Genomic DNA, 20,339 nt, shown 5'->3' on the forward strand with positions numbered 1-20,339 from the left:
ACACCTAGTATGAAAAAAACTAAAAAACTTTTTCTCTAGATCGTGTCCCCAATGAAACAAAGTAAAAGTTGTGGCGGATTCCGTCGACGAATCCCGATTCCAGTAGAGTAAGGGGAGAAACATCGTAAAACTCGATCCGACTCCGTGGATAGAATCCGTTTTATGGATCAACAAAGGAAAAAAACCGGGAAACATATGGAAACTTTTTTCAAATCCCGGACCGGAAGAACTGGAATTGTATCCCAACCAATAAAAGTTCGTAAACTCTTTGGTTCCTTCCCCTCCATCGACGGGTTGTACGATGTTACGATAATAAATCGGCGAAAGGAAAGTTTTTTCTTCCATTCCGTTCGTTTCCACCCTGCGATAACTGAAAATAGGAAAAAGATAATTTAGGTCGGCCTTTCCGGATTTAGCTTCGATAGAATTATAAAACGGGAATATTCTAAATTGCTTAAATTTAGGATAATCCGTTCTTCGTAAAAACCAAAACGCGTGCCAGGATTTATGTCCGGGCCATTGTTCAACGTCCACAAAAAACATTCTGACGGGATATTTTTCGAACTTTTCGCTTCCGAAGATTTCCTTCTTCTCCTTAACGAGTTCGTCAAAAGGATCCCCCGATTGTGTCTGCGCCGTTAAAATTCCGGGAAGGAGAAACAGAATTGTAAGTAGGATTCGATTTCGCATTCTGAATGACGTTTAACGTTTATGGATCGATTTCGATCGTTTTCTTTTTATCTTTTTCAAATACGGTTTCACGCGGACAATCGACTTCCTATTCTCGTTCAAACGATTCGGTTTTTCCTGCGAAATTTCCCGACTAAAAGGTAGATCCCATCCACCCTAAAAACGAGACTGAAAACGAAAAAAATCAGAACCGCCGGAAGGATTACGACGCTCAGATTGATTCTCGCGGCCTGCACGTAATCGATTCCGATCGATTCCAAATAATTTACGAGCGGGGAATACAAGAATAATCGGTGAAAAAAAAGATAACTTCCTAATAACAAAAACGGAACCGACATTTTGGAAATTTTTTTTATCAGTTCGGCCCAAGGAAATCCGATCCTGTGTTTTTTCAAAAGGGTTCCCAAAAGAAAAAACGTGATCATCGCGGAAATTGCGGAAGAAAGCGCGATCGCGGAATGTTTTAAAAACCAAACCAAAGACAAGTTCAGAAGGATATTGATCGTAAACGATACGGACTGAATTTGCAGAGGCGTTTTCGTGTCTTGAAAGGCGTAATAGGAAGAAATCAATATTTTATTGATACTGAAAAAAGGAATCGCAAGGGAATAAAAGACCAAGGGCAAAGTCGCGGTATGAGTCGCAAGATGATCCCATTTTCCTCCGAAGTAAATAGAATCCAAAATCGGTCCCGCAAGGAGCGCCATTCCGATAGCCGCAGGAACCGTTAAAAATAATGCGAACTCGACGGCGGAGGCAAGCTCTCCGCTCACCGCGGACCATTCTTCTTTTTTTAAGGATTGTAAAAGCGCGGGAAGAATGGTGGTAGCGAGAGCGACTCCGATGATACCGGTTGGCAATTGTACGAGTCTTTGGGAATAATCCAAACTTACGACCGCACCGAGCCCGGGGTTATGGTTCTGCACCCAGTTTGCCAAAAAAATATCCACAAGAAGACTCAGTTGATAAAAACCTCCTCCGAGCGCGGCGGGAAGCATGAGTTTGAAAATCTTTCGAATGGAAGGATGTTTCCAATTCCAGTTGATCTTGGGCATGTCCTTCTTTTTCCAAACGTACCAGACCTGAATCGCAAGTTGTAAAAATCCTCCGGTTACGATCGCGGAACAAAGAACAATCACCCGATCGTGTAAGTCGCTAACGAACGGAAACAAACAGATAAAAACGAACAGATAACTCAGGTTCAAAACGATAGGAGAAAGAGAAGGAACAAAAAAACGATTCTTGGAATTGGAGATCGCCATGAAGATGGCCGACAAACTCGCCGTAACGATTAAGAAAAACAGAATATACGTGAGTTCTATCACCAAATCCGAATATTCTTTCGTTCCACCCACGAGCGCCGGAAGTAAGAAAGGAGCCAAAAGAAAAACGATTCCCACAAGAAGCGATAGAACGAAAAACAAAAAGGACAAAACCGCTCCACTCATCACCTTCGCTTCTTCCTCCCCGATTTTTCCGGACTCCGCGTAAAGAGGCAAAAAGGATTGGGAAAGAGTCCCTTCGGCGAGAAGGTTTCGAAACATATTCGGAAGTCGATAGGCCACCGAAAACGCGGAAGCGATCATACCAGTCCCGAAGGAAACGGCCATAAAATGATCTCGAATCAAACCGAGAATTCTGGATAAGAACGTATAAAAAGAAAGTGCGATACTTCGCGATGCTGCGTTGGACAACTCTCAAGTTCCTAGAAGTTTTTCTAGGTATCGAACTCCGTCCATGGCATTTAGGTCAAACTGAATCTGACAGGCCGGACATTGGTATCTTCCCGGTTTCGAAATCCGAATTCTGGAAGAACAAGCCCCGCAATAGATGATTCTTTTGGGAAAATTCTTTTGGGTCCGAATCGCTTTTTCAAACGCGGACTTTGCCGAATATTGATCGGAAGCGGAAGACTTCGGGATGGAAGGCGTATCGGACAAAGAAGAGGTTTCGGAAGAAGTCGATGATTCTTTCCGAGGAGTAAGAACGCTATTCTCTTCCTTTTCTTTGTTCTCTTCGTTTAAGGACGCCTGCGATCTAAGAGGTCCGCCTACAAGTCCGGAACTTACCGGTTCCGATTTTACTTCCTCCGATTCGGGAACGGTTCGAATTTCGGGAACGTAAACGGAAGAAGAAGCCGAAGCTCCGGAGCCCGCGTTTTTCAAAGAAGAGCCGGAAGAATAAAATTGTACCGGAGAATTTTTTTTGATCTTAGAGATCGGAGTCGATACGGATCTTTGATCCTGAATTTTGATCGAAGAAAGATATTCCTCGGCGCGATGCGGATCTTCAAAGAAGGCGATCGATCTTCCGAAACCTAAAAAACTCAAAAGTGTTTTGCATTCTTCGTTGAACGCGCAATAGGCGGAAGAGGCTCCCCTGTTTTTCAGGAAATTTTCGAACCTTGCCAAAACGGAAATACCCTCCGATTCGATATATTCCAATTCTTCGCAAGAGAATAAGAATTTACGAATTCCTTCTTCCCATTTCGATTTCAGATAAGAATAAAAATCCTCCGCGCTCTCGGAGTCCAAACGCCCTTTAAGTTTGAGCCTGAGAATGTTTTCGGAAAGTCTGGATCTGATTTCCACTTCTGTATCTTATCCTAAGTAAATCGCGTCCAAGACTTCTTCCGGAGAAGAGGCGATCCCTTGCGAAATAACCGGCGCCGTTGGAAGGATCGCGGGCTGAGTCGATCCGACCGGAACCGTTTCCATTGGCGCCGGAAACTGAGGTCCCCGTTCGATCTGAGTTTGAAGAATTGCGGACACGGGCGCCGTTTGTATCGATTCCGCTGCCGACGTCGATACGGAAGTTGTCGTCTCTACGTTTGGAACGAAACTTTCCGAACTTCCGGGAAAAACGATCGAATCCAAGGGACTGGATTGTTTTGCAAGAACCGGAACGTGCGTCTCTTTGGAATGAGAAACTTTTTCCACGAAAGGTCTGGAACTCAAATCCGGAACCGATTCCTTTTTGGAATTACCCAAAGTTAAAAGAAGATAGATGAATTCCAAAAACAAAGCCGCGCCGAGAGCGATCAGAGAATAATTGCGCAACAACCATTCTAAAAGTTCCGTCTGCCGGAAAACGAACTTACGAAAATTCCCCCGATCGTAGATCATGTGAATCGCCGCCACTCTCTCCAATTTTACGGGATGATAGACCGCAGCGGAAAGAAGGATTTCGGGTTCGCTGATTTCCGGAAAAAAACTTTCGAACTTGGAAAAGAAAACGCTCTTGGAAAGAACTTCCTTCTTTTGTCCTAAAAGAACCGGAATTCCGATCTGCCATTTACGAAGACGAAAGGCCCTCGTGTACAAAACGTCCTGATATAAGGCGACGGGTTTTCTTTTTTTCAAGGATTCCCCGAGATACTCCGAATTGGAATGAGCGAGAACGATTCCTTCCTCGCTCGTGAGGAAAATTTCCCGGATCGTATAACCGTCCGTATCCCGATCGGAAACCTGGGTCATTCTGGAAAAGACGAAGTTCATGTCGTCGTAAGAACCGCCCACACCGGAATTTTCCGCCGTCTTAGCAAGAGCGCCTAACGTGTCTCTCGCTCGATTGTCCGAACCGATTTTCAAAAGTTCAAAGGAGGCCAAGGAAGATTCCAAAAAGGACCAAGCGACGGCTCCGAGTGCGATCGATTCGCAGACGATCAGCAGTAAAAGAAAATAGAATATACTTTTGAAAATCTTCACTCGAGACCTCTACCCTACAAATCGGTAAAAAGTGAGTTTTCTCTTGAGGAGAAAAAAGGATTCTAGCTCACTTTTCGCCGAAAACGAACGATTTTAAAGGATTGAGTAGAATACTCTCAAAAATTGTCTCGGAAGATCAACGGATCGTATTGTGAGTTATTTTTGAAATCGGCCCTAAAAAAGAATTCAGATTTTCCCGAATGTGGAAAATCAATTCTTTCTTCTTTTCCAGATCACAGTCCAAACCGAGTTTTTTTACGCTCGTCATATCCGTCCAACTTCTACCGCAGGGATGGATACGACAAAAGGTTGTAAAATCGTTATCAAAATTGAAAGCAATTCCGTGACTCGTAAAAAAAGATTTAAAGTTCACGCCGATGGAACAGATCTTTTGGGAAAGATCGGACTCTACATACAAACCCGGAGAATCGGAATCGGCGACAAGACGCAGATCCCAGGTCGCAAGGGACGCATCGATGACGGACTGCAATAAATTCTCCAGATAAGAACGGATGGAAAGATTTCTCTTTTTTAAGTCCACGTGGGAATAAATGACGAGTTGGCCGGGTTCGTGAGCGGTGAAATCCCCTCCTCTTTGGATGAAGTGGAGCTGAATTCCCTGAGATTCCAGAAATTCCTTTCCAAAAAGAAGATTCTCAGGATTATAATTGATTCCGCCGGTGATTGTAGGAGCGTGTTCCAAAAAAAGAATACATTCCTTCCGGCACTTTCGCAGTGTTTCCTGCATTTCCAAGTAACGGAGGTACGGAATTTTTTTTCGAAATTCGATCATTCTCACAAGATTCTTTATATGGAAAAACTCTTAGAAGTCATCTCTTTTATCCTTCAAAAGTCTCCGAACGGGAGAGATCGCTTGTCCCTTTCTAAACTCATCTATTACGCGGACGGGGTTTACTTCCAAAAGAACGCAAAACTCATCACAAATCAGACCTATATCCATTCGGAGGATTCTCCGTGTGCTCTGGATTTTCAATCCGCCTTGCTTCATTTGAGAAAAAACGGTCTAATTGATATCCAACCCAAACTGACTGAAAAGGGAATCTCCGGATTTCAAATCGTCTGGAAGGGAGAACGGGGAGAAGAGGCCGTGGACCTGAACCGACAAGAAAAAAGAATCATCCGTAAGATTTTGGAAAACTTCAAAAATGCGGTTTATGATGAAAATAGAGTTTATCCCAACCTCTATGAAAATTACATCATTTCTCCTCTTTTTGCGGAAATTCCGTTCAGTATGGATACCTTAAATACCAAAATTCATTTTTTTAAGAGGAAAACGCTTTTAAATATCTCCGGTAAAATTTTTAAGGTACTATTTAGCGAGTAGCGGGGTCCTAAAATGCAAATAACCGTAATGAAAGGTAAAATCCACCGAGCTACGGTAACGGACGCCGATCTAAACTACGAAGGCAGTCTGACCGTGGATATGGATCTCGTGGACGCGGCCGGAATGCGCGTTTATGAGAAGGTTTCGGTGGTAAACGTAAACAATGGGGCTCGTTTTGAAACCTATATCATAGAAGGAAAACGCGGTTCCGGAGATATTTGCCTGAACGGAGCGGCCGCCAGACTCGGGATGAAAGGCGACAAAGTTATCATCATCACTTATGCTCAAGTGGAGGAAAAAGAACTTCCTTCCAACTACTCCCCAAAAGTAGTTCACGTTGACGAAAATAACCGAAAACGTTAATTTTTACCAAAAAACGATTTTCCCAACCTAAGTTCCGGCTTCCAAAGGCCGATATAAATTAGTAAGAATTCCATCGGACCAGAATAACTATGAAATCTTTTTTAAGAATCTCTGTTTGCCTGCTACTTCTTTTCGTTGGCCAAACGACCTTTAGCCAGAACGCAGAAAAACCCGATCCGAACAAAAAGGACGGAGGAACAGAATACTATCCCTTATCCTACTACGACGAACGGCTTGCGGTTAAGAACATTTCCTTTTTTCGCAGACATTCCGACAACGGTAAGGGAGAATTTCTGGATGTAATGGTGGAGATGGAAAACCGAGTTTTCGATCCCGCGAAATTTTCCATTTACATTTTAGCCATAAACGAAAGCTCCGCGATCAATCCCGAAAAAAGAGAGCTCGTTCCTTTTCCTAAGTGGAGAGAATACGACTTGGAAAACAGTACGTTTGTGATTAACTTTCAAAACTTAATGCCTCTGAAGTTGGAATCCAAATCCGTTTGGGGAGAGGAAAGGTACAATAAGGCAAAAAAAGATTACGACGATCGGATCGCTCGCGGAGAAGTCGTAAAAATGTCGATTCCGGCGCTGACCGAAATCGTTACCTACCTTACCAATCACTCGGAAAACGCTCTCGAATTTACGATTTACGGGGAACAAGGTCCGAAAAAAGATCAAGTGCTCATCAGTAACTTCGTGGATCAAACCGAAGAAGAAAAGAAAAAACAAGCTCACGAATCCCTGAACAAACATACTTATACGATCTACAGCGCGAAGTATAAAACAACCCTAATGTCTCACCACTTTACGGAATACAGACCCGGTTATGTAACGTATAATAAAGTCGTGATTTTGATTTTCAATCCTTTGAAAGAAAAGAATAAATTGGTCTATAGAAAATTTATCGACATTAGCGGAATCAAACTTCTCAATTAAGAATTTTTTATAGGGCGGAGAATCTTCCGCCCGTCCTCCACTCGACTTCGACCTCCCAATGTAATTCTTCTTTCATCCTAGAATACGATAACGTTGGAAGAAATCGTAAAAAATCTAATCGAAAATACCTTTTTTGAATAACGCGGGTTTTGGCTAAGAAAGTTAGAAAATCTTTTTCTTTCTGACAATAAAACGACGCCAGCGATTTCGGCACTCAATGGTAGCGTTGATAACGACGGTGTTAGAAAATCGGAATTTCCACGTTTCCAGTGGCGAGCCTAACAAACCCGCAAGTTAGCCGGCTTCGGGTGGAGAGGATTTAGATTTCAGCGTTAGGGCATTCGAACCGGGGAGGATTAGGAAAAGATTAGAACTTGATTCAACGGATTTTCTTCCATCGAACTCAAAATAAAATGAAAAATAAAAGGTTTCAGAGGAATACAAAATACGTTTTCTACGATGACTTACGAGAGGGTTTTGACCGTTTTTGATAACGTTCTATACTCTCGGGAACATAACGTGTCGACCAATCGACCTCGCTCATATTCTTTTCCATCCAGCCGGTACCATGATCCCAGCGCCCATCCGAAAGAAAATCGAAGAAATAGGAAGAATTCATATACCGATACGAATCCATGATATCAAGAATGTCCCGTTTTACCGGAAAACTCTGGATGTTTTCGCTTTCTGAAAAGAAGCTGTTGTCCATTGGTTCAATCCTAAGAATCTCTTCCAGGATTGTCCATCTTTTTATTATGTTCGCATATTGATCTGAGATTAAACCTCACCCCATAACGTCAATTGAACCTCCGCACTTATGCAGTCGACTTGGGCAGTGTTCGTTTCTTCCTTTTCGTTTTTTTTAGGATGAAAAACTTCCTGGCGCCGTTTTTTTACTTTCCGAGCCTCATCCAAAAGTCCTTCCAATTTCTCCTCTAAAAAATAACGAATTTGTCGATCGATTTCGTTTTGCGTTTCTCTGATCAAAGCCATCTTGAACCCTCCAACATCCGATCGGATACTTGGAAAGAATACTCGGAACCCCGGACAAAGATTTTCGGAAAGACTGGGTTTATTTGCGAAACGTGGAAAAAATTGTTCCGAAACGGACAAAGTAAATGTTAAACATACCCGAACTCACAGAGACTCTCCTCGGCGGAAAAGACATAGATATCGAATACAAATTCGTTTCGGAGGAAGATCATCAGCAACTCTATAATTTATTGCTCAATATCCTCGGAAAAATAGACAGACTTTTTTTAACGGAAGTCATTTCAACGATCCTAAAGGAAATTCTGATGAACGCGAACAAAGCAAACGCAAAACGAATTTTCTTTCTCAAAAAGAATTTAGACATTTATAATGCGGATCATTATACGAAAGGAATGAGAACCTTTCAAGAGGAGATAACGCATCATTGGGACGAACAAAAGGAGATTTTGCTGAATAGCAGTTTTCAAATTCATTTTCGCGCAAAGATGGTGAATAACAGTCTCGCGATTTTGGTGGAAAACGACTCTTCGCTTCTCCCGCAGGAATTGGATCGAATCAAAAAAAGGATAGAGTCCGCCAAAAAATACAACGATCTTTCCGACGCGTTCATGGACATATCCGATTCCCAGGAAAGCGCGGGACTCGGTTTGGTACTCATCCAACTCCTTTTAAAAAACTCGGGGATCGGCTCCGATAAATTCAAGATCGATACGGACGGAAAATTGACGAGAGTCACCCTTGTTGTGCCGCAACAAATCGTTCCGATCGAAATCACCACCAAACTCAAAGAAAAAATTCTGGTCGAAATAGAAGGACTTCCTCCTCTTCCGAACACACTTACTAAAATCATTTCGTTGTGCAACAATCCGGATTCCGATCTCGGAATCATAGCAAACGAAATCGAAAAAAATCCGGCGCTCAGCGTAGACTTGTTGAAACTTTCCAACTCGGCCGGTTTTGCGAGTAGAAACAAGGTCAATACGATCGTACAGGCCGTCAAGGTTGTCGGTTTGAAAAACGTCAGGAACCTTCTTTATGTTTCCGGAGTGAGGAAGATCATGGATGGACGTTATGCGAAATTGCAGGAGGTTTGGAATCATTCCAATATGTGCAGTTTTTTCATCCGTCAAATCGCGGGCAGAGGCGGAATGACGAGGGTCGCCGATATCGCGGCGGCCGGGGCGCTTCTTCACGACCTCGGAAAATTCATTCTACTTTCACTCAATCAGAGGTTATTCATTAAACTCACGAACTACCAAAAAGATCGGGACTTCGGAAGTTCCACGATTTTGGAGGAAATTTCGATCGGAATTTCCCATCCTACGTTAGGCGCTCTTCTCGCGAAAAAATGGGATTTTCCTCCCGATCTCGTTCAGATGATCGAATTTCACCACAGACCTTTTATGAGTGTGGGCAGCGTTTATCACGATTTGGTGGAACTCGTTTATCTCGCCAATATGATGATGGATTGTATCGATAAAAAAGCGTCCTTTTTCACGATAGACGAAACCATACTTCGTAAGTACGATCTCTCGGATAAAAAGTTATTCGAGGAAACCTGCGAGAAACTCAGAAAGTTGTATGACATCGCGAGAATGGAGAACTAAAAAATCGTTTGAAAACCGATTCTTTATTATCCGTCCGGGAAATCAGCTACAGACCCGACGGAAAAACGATTTTGGACTCGGTGAGTTTTGAAATCAAAGAAAACGAACACTACGTTCTTTTAGGAAGAAACGGAGCCGGAAAAAGCACTCTTGTAAATCTCATCTACGGAATGATCTGGGCGACCTCGGGAAAAATCCGTTTGTTTCAAGAAACCTACGGAGAAACTCCGATTCAAGACTTAAGAAAACGAATCGGAATCCTCGACTCTTCCCAACAAGAAAATTCCCTTCAAAAAAAACTAACCGTGACGGATGTCGTATTAACGGGATTCTTTCATACGATCGGTTATTATCGCGACCCGTCCCCCGAAGAAAAATCCCAAACGCTTCGAATCTTAAAAGAGGCGGATTTGTTTTCCAAAAAAGATCAGTTTTATACGACCCTTTCTTCCGGAGAAAAAAAGAAAATTCTATTCTTACGAAGTCTTGTAAATGAACCGGACTTTCTCATTTTGGACGAACCCTGCTCCTCTTTGGATCTAACCGCAAGAGAGGATTTTTTAGGATTTCTAAAGGAATATCATTCGAAAAAAAAATTCACTTCCCTCTACATCACGCATAAACCGGAGGAAATTCCGGAATTCTATTCCAAGGCGGTCTTATTGAAGGAAGGAAAGGTGATCCGTTTCGGTTCGATCGAAGAATGTTTTACTGAAAAAAATCTGGAAGATCTCTACGAGATTCCTCTTCAGGTTCAAAAAATCGACGGCACATGGTCCGTGATTCCGAAACGAAGATGAAAACCGACTTTGATCCGTCTTTTCCGCAAAACATTTCAATCCGTCCAAAATCCTTTCCGGAAATTTAATTTTTTAGTATATATAAATTCTAAAATATTCTTTTTATTGAAATCGATTTTAAAACGAGCTCCTCAAAAACGTAGACATATACTCGGAACATAATAGAGTTGTCTCAAAATTCAAAACTCCTTATTGCGGAGTTTGACGATTTTTATAAAACCGAGTACCGTTAACTTTTATCGCAAAATACCGTTTTAATTCAAAATATTAGGTACTGATTATATAGTTATGATCAGTAGCGAAATCTTCTATGCTAAAGTTCGGGGGAGTTCGTAACTTGCGTATTCACAATCCGGAAAACGGCTACACTGATAAAATTCTTTCTTTCGAGAAGTTTTCTTTTTTTGAAGGGAACCTTTTTTACAAAGCGGGCAGATTCCCCAGCCGGTCTCCTTTTTAGTTTTTAGAACCACAACCCATTCTTTACGAAACTTAGAAACAACGGATTTGCTGCCCTGAATTTGGGTTTGCAGATCGGACCAAAGTCGGTTTAATATGGAAAGAGAATCGGTTTCGTTTTTTTCGATCCTGTCCAAATCGGATTCGAGTTCCGCGGTGAACTTCTCCCGAAAAAGATCCCCGAAACCCGATTGAAGAAAAAAATTGACCTTTTCTCCCAAAGGAAGCGGATAAAAAAATTTCTTTTCCTGATCTACATATTTTCTTTTAACGAGGGTTTCCGAAACCGTTGCATACGTGGAAGGTCGACCGATTCCTTCCTTTTCCAGTTTTGCGACGAGGGTTCCTTCCGAATATCGAGAAGGCGGTTCCGTTTGTTTTTTATCACATTCCACTTTTTGAATGGATAAAAGCTCCCCTTTTTCCCAAGTTGGAATCGATTTTGTATCCGCTTCGTTTAATATTTTAAAACCCGGAAAAAGAGTTTTTTTGGTTTCAAGACGGAAATAGTTTTCGGCAACAAAAATAGAATATTCGGTTTTTAGAAACTCTTCCGGAGGCAGGAGAGAAGAAATCGTTCGTTTCCAGATCAGTTCGTAAAGAATCGCGTCTTCCTTTCCTAAAAACTTTTTCGCTTTTTCGGGGATTAAAAACGGATCTGTGATACGAATCGCTTCGTGAGCGTCCTGAATTTTTTTTCCCGACTTTCTAACCTTACGTTCGGATCGGTTCGTAAATTTCTCACCCAACTCGGAAACGATCCAAGAGTTTGCACGTTCTACAAAATCCGGACTCAAACGAACGGAATCCGTTCTCATGTATGTGATCAATCCCTCTCTTTTACCGTTTCCGAGATCCATTCCTTCGTAGAGTTTCTGAGCGATGTTCATCGTTTTTTTAGATGGAAACTGAAATCTTCGAAAGGCTTCCTGTTGTAAGCTCGCAGTTTGAAACGGAGGCGGGGGCGAATTTTTTCCCGGAGATTCTTTTTTTTCCGAAATGCGGAGGTTCTTTTCTTTTTGAACTGCCTTTAGAATTTGATTCGCTTTTTCTTCGGAAAAAATCCGATCACCCGTTCTTTGAAAAACGCCTTCGATCCCCTTTTTGTCCCGAACATACAATAGTATATTATAATATACTTCCGATTTAAAATTCCGAATTTCCTCTTCTCTGTTACAGATCCATTTTAATGCGACGGATTGGACTCTTCCCGCAGACAACCCCGGACCGATTTCCTTCCAGAGAACGGGACTTACAAAATATCCGATCAATCTATCTCCGATCCTTCTCGTTTTTTGGGCGTCGACCAAGGATTCGTTGATCGTATCCGGATTTTGTAAAGAATCAAGAACCGAGTTTTGTGTGATTTCCGTAAAACGAATCCGAAAGACATTCGATTTTTTTTTCAGACGATCTCGGATGTAGGCGCTGATAAATTCTCCCTCTCGATCCGGATCGGTCGCAAGAAAGATCCTTTGGGATTCCTTGGCCGCTTTTATGATTTCGGAAAGAATCTTTTTTTTTCCGGGGAGAACTACGTATTCCGGTTCGAAACGATTTTTCAGATCCAATCCGAGGGTTGTTTTGGGAAGATCGGCGACGTGTCCGAGAGTGGCGAGGACTCTAAATTCTTTTCCTAAATAACCGCCGATCGTTTTTGCTTTGGATGGAGATTCAACGATGATAAGAGAGGACACCGATCTTACGGTTTAGTTTTGTCCCAAGTTTTCAATCAAATATCGTTTTTGTCGTTCCGGTTTTTTGTTTTTGTCGCCGGAGACTCAATCTTCGATCAAAACGTTCCTAACGAAAACGATGATTTTTGATTTCGGAGGAAATGGGTTCTCGTTGTAAAACGCGTGAATGTTCGTTTCAAGGTTTAACTCTACAAACTTTGATGGATTGAACCTCCAAAAAGAAAAACCCCGGGTTTGTAAGCTCCGGGGTTTTTAGCGAAAAGAAATTTAGATTCAAAAACTTTTTACGCGTTCGCAGGAACCGGAAAAAGTCCTTCGATCGAAAGATATCTTTCTCCGGTATCATAAGAGAAAGTTAATATTTTAGATCCTTCCGGAATCTCCGGTAATTTTTTTGCAACGGCCGCAAGCGCCGCGCCGGAGGAAACTCCGATAAAAAGACCTTCTTCTTTTGCGGCTCTCTGTGCGTACTCGAACGCTTCGTCTTTACTGATTTGTATGGTTCCGTCCAAAAGATCCACATGGAGGTTTTTAGGAATGAATCCGGCTCCAATCCCTTGGATCGGATGTGGTCCGGGTTTTCCTCCGGAAATTACCGGAGAAGCTTCCGGTTCGACCGCGAACACTTTCAGTTTAGGAAATTTTTTTTTCAAAACCTGAGCAACCCCGGTGATATGTCCGCCTGTTCCTACTCCGGTAATTACGTAGTCGAGTCCGTCCGGAAAGTCTTTTGCAATTTCTTGTGCGGTTGTTTCAACGTGAACTTTTATGTTCGCTTCGTTTTCGAACTGCTGCGGCATCCAAGCTTTGGGGTTTTCAGCAACGATTTGTTTTGCCTTTTCAATCGCGCCGGGCATTCCTTTTTCTCTCGGAGTCAGTTCGAATTCCGCTCCGTAAGCCGCCATGATTCTTCTTCTTTCAACACTCATGGATTCGGGCATAACTAAAAGCAATTTGTAACCCTTAACGGCGGCAACGAGCGCCAATCCGATTCCGGTATTTCCGGAAGTGGGTTCTACGATGATACTGTCTTTGGTGAGTTTTCCGGTTTTTTCCGCGTCTTCAATCATGGAAAGGGCGATACGATCCTTGATGGATCCGCCTGGATTCGATCTTTCTAATTTTGCATAAACCTCGCTCTTTGTGTTAAACAAGCGATTGATTTTTACATGGGGTGTGTTTCCGATCGTTTCTAAAATATTCTGAGCTTTCATTTCTGTTTTCCTGCCTCTTACAAGGGTTCTTTGAGTTTAGATGTTGTTATATTAGACATTTATTTCAATATAACAAATGGATTCAAGAAAAAAAATCCTTTCCCAAGAACTCTTTTTGTAAAACCGGGGAAAATTTTTGAAACTTCAAGATTGTCCCGAAATGTGGGAACTCCCACGGATTTCCGTAAGAATTTTCAACTGCGTCGTGGGATTGGCTCCGGGTTTTGGAACACGAAAGAATGGCCCGGAGAGGGGGTGAGCGGAGACCTTGGCTCCGCTCAGGGGGAAACTTCCCCCGCCTAACATCTAATTCCTCCTACTGGAAACGTCCGAACTTCCGCAATTTTCTAGGAACTCCTAGATTTCCTGCAAAACAATACTTTGCAAAAAAGATTCCGCTTCCGGCCCGAATGCGATTTCCAGCCCACGAAAAACCGCATAAATCGTCGAGATATGCACGTTGGAGTCGCCGGGAGTCGCCGCATAACCTCGGATCTCTTTTTCCAAAACTTCCAAAGAACCGAGAGGAATCACCGCGTGAGAGAAAATTCTTCCGTAAAGCCCGCGATCTCTTCCCGAGGAAAAAATCGAGTTGGTAGAAATCAATTCGGTCGTCGACAAATACGGATCGTTTTGCAATCTCCTCAGGACGATTTCTTTCGGAATCGTTTTTTTCAACCGAAAACGAAATCGAACCAAGTGCATATACGGAGAATTGATCGTAACCGAGGAAGAAGTCAAAGGCAGTTGGATCCGAATCTGAGAATAGAGTTCGTTTAACAATCGGCTGTGGTGTGTTCCCCACTCCGCCTCGGGTTTGACAAGCAGCGGCCCGGTTACGTGCGGATCATCCTTTGCCATGTCCGCATCCCTTCGGATCACTAAAAAGTCCGCCTCTTCTAAAATCGATTCCAGTTCTTTTGGAGATTCTTCGATCAATAAACGAAGCGAACCCGCTAACGTATGCGTATTGCAGGTGGAAACGTGCAAGAATCTCGGAAGTTCTTTTTTTTCCAGAAACGTTCTCGTATCCGGATACAAAAACTGAGGTCCGAATTTGTGTTCGCTTCCCTGAGCGATAAACATACGAATTTTAGAATATTCTGAAGTATTGTACTCTTCGATTCTCGAATCGGCCACACCCGACGGGGAACAGTCGCAAAGAACTTCCGAACGATCCAACGCTTCTTTTTTTGAGATAAACTCGGGGAAGAATTCTTTGACCCCGTTATCTCCCGTATCGACTACGATTCCTCCCTTTTCCACAAGGGAAAGAATTGCCGGAATTTCGGATTTTTTAAGTAGATACGGCTCTATGTAAACCTGAAATTTGCCGAGTTTTCCTTGGAGTAAAAGCAACAAAGACGCAAGAGGCCAGCCGATGACCCCGATTCCTCGAACGTATACGCCCGGAAGTGATCGAGTCATGTGTAAATCCTTTTTGCGCGAGAGGGTTTTGTCGGAGATACGACCGATTTTTTACTACAAAACAAGTCTCGATTCCTCCTACTCATAACTATATAATAAAGATCTAATCTTTTAGATTGAAACTGTATTTCACGATAAAAGTAAACGGGAATCAATTTTATAGAGATCCGTATCGGACCGATTCGATTCCCTACTTTTAAGTATAAAACGAATCTTGCAGATAATTTTCTTTGTATCGGATATAATTTCCGGTCGTTCGAGTGATGATTTCTCTTTCCTTGTCTGTGATATCTCGAACGATTTTGCCGGGTGATCCCATAACGAGAACTCCGGGAGGAATTTTTTTTCCGGGTGTGACCAAGGCCCCGGCTCCGATAAAAGCAAATTCCCCTACTTCCACGTCGTCCATCAAAGTCGCACACATTCCCACGAACGCGTTGTCTTTGAGTTTACATCCGTGAAGCGTCGCTCTGTGTCCGATGGATACGTTATTTCCGATCTCAACCGGATACACGTCCCTTGCGACATGAATGATCGTGAGATCTTGAATATTCACATTTTCCCCGATCCGGATGTAATTGACGTCCCCTCGGACCAACGTCTGAAACCAAACGGAAGAATTTTTTCCGATCACAACGTCTCCGACTACTTGAGAACCCGGAGCCAAAAAAACGGACTCGTGAATTTGAGGTTTTTTCCCCATATACTCCAGGATTTGATAATTTGATTTCATGGATTCTTTCTCTCTTTCTACTTCCAGATATTTTTCCTTAGAGACGAAGGAACAAGTCTAAAAAAAAGATTTTCTTTTGACCCAATTCCGATCGGAAAAAGAATGCACGCATGGGTAGAAGTTCTTCCAACCAGGAAAAAGAAAAAAGGGAAAAAATAAAATCTCTTCTCAAACAAATCGGAATCGGACTTTCGATCGGTTTGGTTACGGCGATCCTGATTCGATCTTTTCTTTTTTTTCCGTTCACGTTGGAAACGAAAGAGATGCTTCCCGCTTATTCTCCCGGAAAAAGAATTTATTTCTCCCGCTTTGTGAATCGATCCAATCTTTATCTTGGCGATTTGGTTTTGGTCAAACATCCGACTCAAGAAGATAAGGTTGTTTTTTCAAGAATCTCCGGCAAACCGGGCGATACGGTTCAGATGAAAAATAAAATTCTCTATCGCAATCACAACCCGGAAGATTTTTCCGGCAGCGGCAACGGATTCGTTCTTCAGTTCGAAGATAAACGAGGACCGTTTCCCTCAAGTTTTTCCGGTCGGGACAATAGCGAACCCTGGATCCTCAAAGACCGGGATTATTTTCTTCTCTGCGACAATCGGGATTCTTGTTCCGATTCCAGAGACTTCGGTCCGGTTCCCATTGAAAATATTCTGGGAAAGGCGTTCTAAAGGGAACCTCCAAAAACCCGCATTTTTTAAAAATCTATATTATAGAATTCTTTAGAAGAGTATTTTACGTCTGCCCAAAGATCGAAACGAAAGTTTTTAAAGATTCTCTAAAATTTTCTTTCGAATTTCGGATTTTTTCCTTTTCGATTTCCGATCTCGTCTTTTCTATGTCCAATCGCTCCAATATTGTAAATTCGAATATTCTAATTTACGATTTGACACGAATTTATCATTATGATACCTTTATCCAATTCTATTTTTCTTTTTAACGTTCTTACTCAACTCATTGGATAAACAAAAAAATCTCAAATGATGAAACATTCGGAACTTACATTCCAGTTGATGGTCGAATCCGTTCCGAATGCGATTGTATTGCTGAATCGGGACGGTAAAATCGTTTATATCAATAGCCAAGCCGAAAAGTTATTCGGATACGAACGAATCGAATTGATCGGACAAGTTGTGGAAGAACTACTTCCGGTTCGATACCGTCAAAATCATCCCGCGTTTAGAGATTCTTTTTTTCTTTCTCCGAAAGTTCGACCGATGGGCGCCGGTCGGGAGCTTTTCGGTCTCAGAAAAGATAAGTCCGAGTTTCCGATCGAGATCGGATTGAATCCGCTCGTAACCGCGGACGGAACCCTTGTCTTAGCTTCCATCATCGACATCACGGAAAGAAAAAAGGCGGAACAAAGATTTCGTCTCGTTGTAGAATCCGCGCCGAACGCGATGGTCCTCGTAAACGAAGAAGGTACGATTTCTCTTGTAAACGCACAAACCGAAAAACTTTTCGGTTACGGAAGAGATGAGTTGATCGGAATTAAATTGGAAATCCTATTGCCGGAACGTTTCCGAGAGGAACATCCCGATCGAAGAAATCAATTCTTTCAGTCCCCTTCCGTTCGATCGATGGGCGCGGGCCGAGATTTATTCGCGCGCAGAAAAAATGGAACCGAAATTCAAGTCGAAATCGGTCTGAATCCGATCGATACCGACGAAGGTCTAATGGTTCTTGCTTCCATTATAGACATTACGGAAAGAAAAAATCAAGAAGCCACGTTAATCCGAAAGAACGAATTGGAAGTTAAGAATAAGGAACTGGAACAGTTCGCGTTTCTCGCCTCACACGATCTACAAGAACCTCTGAGAACCGTTTCCAATTACATTCAAATTTTGGAAGAGGACTACGGAAACACACTCGACGTAAACGCGACCCATCACCTCAAAACGATCGATCAAGCCACCAAAAGGATGAGCATTCTCGTAAAAGCGCTTCTGATGTATGCAAGAATCGGAAGGGATCAAAAATTAGCTCTTACGGATTTAAATCGAATTCTTTCGGAAGTTCTTTCCGATCTCGAAAATCTGATTCTCAGCTCCAATGCAAAAATCATTTCCGATCCTCTTCCGAGTCTGAACGTTTACGAAGTGGAATTCAGACAACTTCTTCAAAATTTAATTTCGAACGCGATCAAATTCTCTAAAAAAGGAATCGATCCGGAAGTTCGGATTCGTTGCGAAAAAGAGGATGCCTTCTGCCATTTTTTAGTCCAAGACAACGGGATCGGAATCGATCTCAAATATTTGGATAGAATTTTCTTTATCTTTCAAAGGCTTCATCTCAAAGAAGAATACGAAGGTCATGGAATCGGTTTGGCTCATTGTAAAAAAATTATAGAATTACACAACGGTCGGATTTGGGTCGAATCCGATCCGGAAGTAGGAAGTAAGTTCCACTTTATCATTCCTGATTTAAATTAAATTTATGAAATATCCAAAATTGAAATGTATCCTTCTCATTGACGACAACAAGGATGATAATTTTTTTCATGAAAGAGTGATCCGTAAAGGTGAATATGCGGAAACCGTAATCGCAAAACAATCCGGTCAGGAAGCTCTGGACTTTTTAAAAAACAAATCGAAGAACGAATTCCCCTTTCCCGATCTCATTTTCCTAGATATCAATATGCCCGGGATGAACGGTTGGGAATTTTTGGAAGAATATAAAAATTTGGACCCGGAACTCCAAACCAGCACGATCATAGTGATGTTGACTACTTCGGACAATCCGGACGATAAAAATAAATTCAATCAATTCGGTTCCCCATCGGATTTTAAAACAAAACCTCTTACGAATGTGATGATGGATGAAATTTTAGCACGATACTTCGCCGAATCCGATTCCATTTGAACTCTACGGAATTTAGCTCCCTTCTCTTGGATCCGGAACGTATTTGGTAAAGAATTTATTTCCAAGAAGGTTGTAATCTTTTACAACCTTCTACTTTTATTTTCTTTCGAAATGGAATCGAATCCTGTTAAGAAACAATTAGGATGAATTCCGGAATAAGCCTAATTCGATAACCTTCCTCACAAATTAACGTTTCTTTATTTTGCAGCCTGTAAAGCTGGTGCGGGACTATCCAATTAACGCACGAATCTCTTGGAAAAAATCGGAACTCATTCCCGAATTCTCCGGAAAAAACGGATTTTCAAGAGAATGTTCCAAGAAAATACTGTATTCAATCTTAAAAAAATTCTCTCTTCGAGCGTTCGCTGAAACGGGAGATCTTAAAATAAGAACTTTGTTCTCAAAGGACAAAAAATCTTGCGACTTTGGACCTTTTATAAAGAAAATTTGAATTTTGGGACAAGCCGTAAATCTAAAACAACAAAGGGAAAAAAATGACTAGAATAGCCATCAACGGATTTGGAAGAATCGGAAGACTCGTTTTCCGCGCAGGAATCAAAGACCCCAATCTGGAATTTGTCGCAATCAATGATTTAGTTACTCCTGATAACCTGGCTTACTTACTCAAATACGATTCTACTCACGGAAGATTTCAAGGAACCGTAGAACATACCGAAAATGAACTCATCGTAGATGGAAAAAAAGTTCTCTGCGTTTCGGAAAGGGATCCTGAAAAACTCCCTTGGAAAGATCTGAAAGTGGACTACGTGATCGAATCGACGGGTCTTTTCACAGACAGAGCCGGAGCCGAAAAGCACCTGAAAGCCGGAGCCAAAAAAGTGGTTATCTCCGCTCCCGCAAAAGATAAGGACATCCCTACCTTCGTAATGGGAGTCAACAATGAGAAATACAACGCGGCGTCCGATCACATCGTGTCTAACGCGTCCTGCACCACGAACTGTCTCGCTCCGATCGTAAAAGTCGTTCTGGATCATTTTGGAATCGAAGAAGGTCTGATGACCACCATTCACGCTACAACCGCGACACAACCGACCGTAGACGGACCTTCTAAAAAGGACTTCCGAGGCGGTAGAGGAGCGATGCAGAATATCATTCCCGCGTCGACCGGAGCCGCAAAAGCGGTCGGACTTTGTATTCCCGAAGTCAACGGAAAACTCACAGGGATGTCGTTCCGAGTTCCGACTCCGGACGTTTCCGTTGTCGACTTAACCGTAAGAACTACAAAAGAAACTTCTCTCAAAGAAATTTCCGCAAAAATGAAAGCGGCTTCCGAAGGTGCGATGAAAGGCATCCTCGGTTATACCGAAGACATGGTTGTATCCAACGACTTCATAGGTTCCACTCTTTCTTCCATCTTCGATATGGACGCTTGTATCGAACTCAACTCCAGATTTTTCAAATTGGTTTCCTGGTATGACAACGAGATGGGATACTCCAACCGAGTTCTCGATCTGATCCGTTATATGGCGAAGAAAGGTTAAT

At 42.3% G+C, this 20,339-nt stretch carries 19 protein-coding genes and 1 pseudogene; 9 read left to right on the top strand and 11 right to left on the bottom strand.

From position 1 onward, the window contains the following. The 5 genes and pseudogenes from LEP1GSC060_RS16475 to lipB form a co-directional block, all read right to left on the bottom strand. A pseudogene (locus LEP1GSC060_RS16475) lies at nucleotides 1–690 on the bottom strand (LA_1737 family protein); the annotation flags it as partial. Between the two features lie 98 nt (nucleotides 691–788). Continuing rightward, complete coding sequence (gene murJ, locus LEP1GSC060_RS16480) at nucleotides 789–2,384, bottom strand: murein biosynthesis integral membrane protein MurJ (protein WP_003009911.1); 1,596 nt, start codon at nucleotides 2,382–2,384, stop codon at nucleotides 789–791. 3 nt (nucleotides 2,385–2,387) lie between these two features. Beyond that, the gene (locus LEP1GSC060_RS16485) at nucleotides 2,388–3,281 is read right to left on the bottom strand and encodes an STAS domain-containing protein (protein ID WP_003009364.1); all 894 of its coding nucleotides are present in this window, start codon (nucleotides 3,279–3,281) and stop codon (nucleotides 2,388–2,390) included. A 9-nt stretch (nucleotides 3,282–3,290) separates the two neighbouring features. Continuing rightward, nucleotides 3,291–4,397: an LIC_12071 family protein gene (locus LEP1GSC060_RS16490; RefSeq protein WP_003009668.1), complete on the bottom strand. Its 1,107-nt coding sequence runs from the start codon at nucleotides 4,395–4,397 to the stop codon at nucleotides 3,291–3,293. A 136-nt stretch (nucleotides 4,398–4,533) separates the two neighbouring features. Then, nucleotides 4,534–5,190, bottom strand: coding sequence for a lipoyl(octanoyl) transferase LipB (gene lipB / locus LEP1GSC060_RS16495; RefSeq protein ID WP_003009604.1), 657 nt, complete (start codon nucleotides 5,188–5,190; stop codon nucleotides 4,534–4,536). Nucleotides 5,191–5,208: 18 nt separating this feature from the next. On the opposite strand from lipB, the gene LEP1GSC060_RS16500 reads away from it, so the two are divergent. From LEP1GSC060_RS16500 to LEP1GSC060_RS16510, 3 genes are all read left to right on the top strand, one after another. After that, the gene (locus tag LEP1GSC060_RS16500; RefSeq protein ID WP_003009415.1) at nucleotides 5,209–5,742 is read left to right on the top strand and encodes a type II toxin-antitoxin system antitoxin SocA domain-containing protein; all 534 of its coding nucleotides are present in this window, start codon (nucleotides 5,209–5,211) and stop codon (nucleotides 5,740–5,742) included. A 27-nt stretch (nucleotides 5,743–5,769) separates the two neighbouring features. After that, nucleotides 5,770–6,105, top strand: a complete 336-nt coding sequence (gene panD, locus LEP1GSC060_RS16505; RefSeq protein WP_003009844.1) for an aspartate 1-decarboxylase — start codon at nucleotides 5,770–5,772, stop codon at nucleotides 6,103–6,105. A gap of 89 nt (nucleotides 6,106–6,194) precedes the next feature. Further along, nucleotides 6,195–7,043: a hypothetical protein gene (locus tag LEP1GSC060_RS16510; protein WP_003009437.1), complete on the top strand. Its 849-nt coding sequence runs from the start codon at nucleotides 6,195–6,197 to the stop codon at nucleotides 7,041–7,043. A 454-nt stretch (nucleotides 7,044–7,497) separates the two neighbouring features. On the opposite strand, the gene LEP1GSC060_RS16520 is transcribed toward LEP1GSC060_RS16510, so the two are convergent. Both LEP1GSC060_RS16520 and LEP1GSC060_RS20390 read right to left on the bottom strand, forming a co-directional pair. Beyond that, nucleotides 7,498–7,779 carry a hypothetical protein gene (locus tag LEP1GSC060_RS16520; protein WP_196221666.1) on the bottom strand — a complete coding sequence of 94 codons (282 nt, stop codon included), beginning with the start codon at nucleotides 7,777–7,779 and terminating at the stop codon, nucleotides 7,498–7,500. A gap of 41 nt (nucleotides 7,780–7,820) precedes the next feature. Continuing rightward, nucleotides 7,821–8,036 carry an LIC12077 family protein gene (locus LEP1GSC060_RS20390; RefSeq protein ID WP_051061458.1) on the bottom strand — a complete coding sequence of 72 codons (216 nt, stop codon included), beginning with the start codon at nucleotides 8,034–8,036 and terminating at the stop codon, nucleotides 7,821–7,823. A 125-nt stretch (nucleotides 8,037–8,161) separates the two neighbouring features. Here LEP1GSC060_RS20390 and LEP1GSC060_RS16530 point away from each other — a divergent pair, with 125 nt between their 5' ends. Next, the gene (locus LEP1GSC060_RS16530) at nucleotides 8,162–9,643 is read left to right on the top strand and encodes an HDOD domain-containing protein (protein ID WP_003009393.1); all 1,482 of its coding nucleotides are present in this window, start codon (nucleotides 8,162–8,164) and stop codon (nucleotides 9,641–9,643) included. Nucleotides 9,644–9,651: 8 nt separating this feature from the next. Next, nucleotides 9,652–10,443 carry an ABC transporter ATP-binding protein gene (locus LEP1GSC060_RS16535; protein WP_003009543.1) on the top strand — a complete coding sequence of 264 codons (792 nt, stop codon included), beginning with the start codon at nucleotides 9,652–9,654 and terminating at the stop codon, nucleotides 10,441–10,443. A gap of 308 nt (nucleotides 10,444–10,751) precedes the next feature. Here the strand turns inward: LEP1GSC060_RS16535 and topA are convergent, their stop codons facing one another. The 4 genes from topA to LEP1GSC060_RS16555 form a co-directional block, all read right to left on the bottom strand. Then, nucleotides 10,752–12,599, bottom strand: a complete 1,848-nt coding sequence (gene topA / locus LEP1GSC060_RS16540) for a type I DNA topoisomerase (RefSeq protein ID WP_003009917.1) — start codon at nucleotides 12,597–12,599, stop codon at nucleotides 10,752–10,754. 284 nt (nucleotides 12,600–12,883) lie between these two features. Next, complete coding sequence (gene cysK, locus LEP1GSC060_RS16545) at nucleotides 12,884–13,813, bottom strand: cysteine synthase A (RefSeq protein ID WP_003009595.1); 930 nt, start codon at nucleotides 13,811–13,813, stop codon at nucleotides 12,884–12,886. 357 nt (nucleotides 13,814–14,170) lie between these two features. Beyond that, entirely contained in the window at nucleotides 14,171–15,241 is a 1,071-nt protein-coding gene (locus LEP1GSC060_RS16550) for a hypothetical protein (RefSeq protein ID WP_003009738.1), read from the bottom strand. A gap of 196 nt (nucleotides 15,242–15,437) precedes the next feature. Next, entirely contained in the window at nucleotides 15,438–15,974 is a 537-nt protein-coding gene (locus LEP1GSC060_RS16555) for a gamma carbonic anhydrase family protein (protein ID WP_003009958.1), read from the bottom strand. Between the two features lie 110 nt (nucleotides 15,975–16,084). On the opposite strand from LEP1GSC060_RS16555, the gene lepB reads away from it, so the two are divergent. From lepB to gap, 4 genes are all read left to right on the top strand, one after another. Continuing rightward, on the top strand, nucleotides 16,085–16,645 hold the full coding sequence (gene lepB, locus LEP1GSC060_RS16560) for a signal peptidase I (protein ID WP_003009659.1): 561 nt from the start codon (nucleotides 16,085–16,087) through the stop codon (nucleotides 16,643–16,645). Between the two features lie 342 nt (nucleotides 16,646–16,987). Beyond that, nucleotides 16,988–18,406: a sensor histidine kinase gene (locus LEP1GSC060_RS16565; RefSeq protein WP_230458350.1), complete on the top strand. Its 1,419-nt coding sequence runs from the start codon at nucleotides 16,988–16,990 to the stop codon at nucleotides 18,404–18,406. Between the two features lie 4 nt (nucleotides 18,407–18,410). Continuing rightward, nucleotides 18,411–18,836: a response regulator gene (locus tag LEP1GSC060_RS16570; RefSeq protein WP_036096911.1), complete on the top strand. Its 426-nt coding sequence runs from the start codon at nucleotides 18,411–18,413 to the stop codon at nucleotides 18,834–18,836. 494 nt (nucleotides 18,837–19,330) lie between these two features. After that, the gene (gap, locus tag LEP1GSC060_RS16580) at nucleotides 19,331–20,338 is read left to right on the top strand and encodes a type I glyceraldehyde-3-phosphate dehydrogenase (RefSeq protein ID WP_003009496.1); all 1,008 of its coding nucleotides are present in this window, start codon (nucleotides 19,331–19,333) and stop codon (nucleotides 20,336–20,338) included. The last annotated feature ends 1 nt before the right edge of the window (nucleotide 20,339 follow it).

This window comes from Leptospira weilii serovar Ranarum str. ICFT (genome assembly GCF_000332415.1).
In the GTDB taxonomy this organism is placed as follows: Bacteria; Spirochaetota; Leptospiria; order Leptospirales; family Leptospiraceae; genus Leptospira; species Leptospira weilii_A.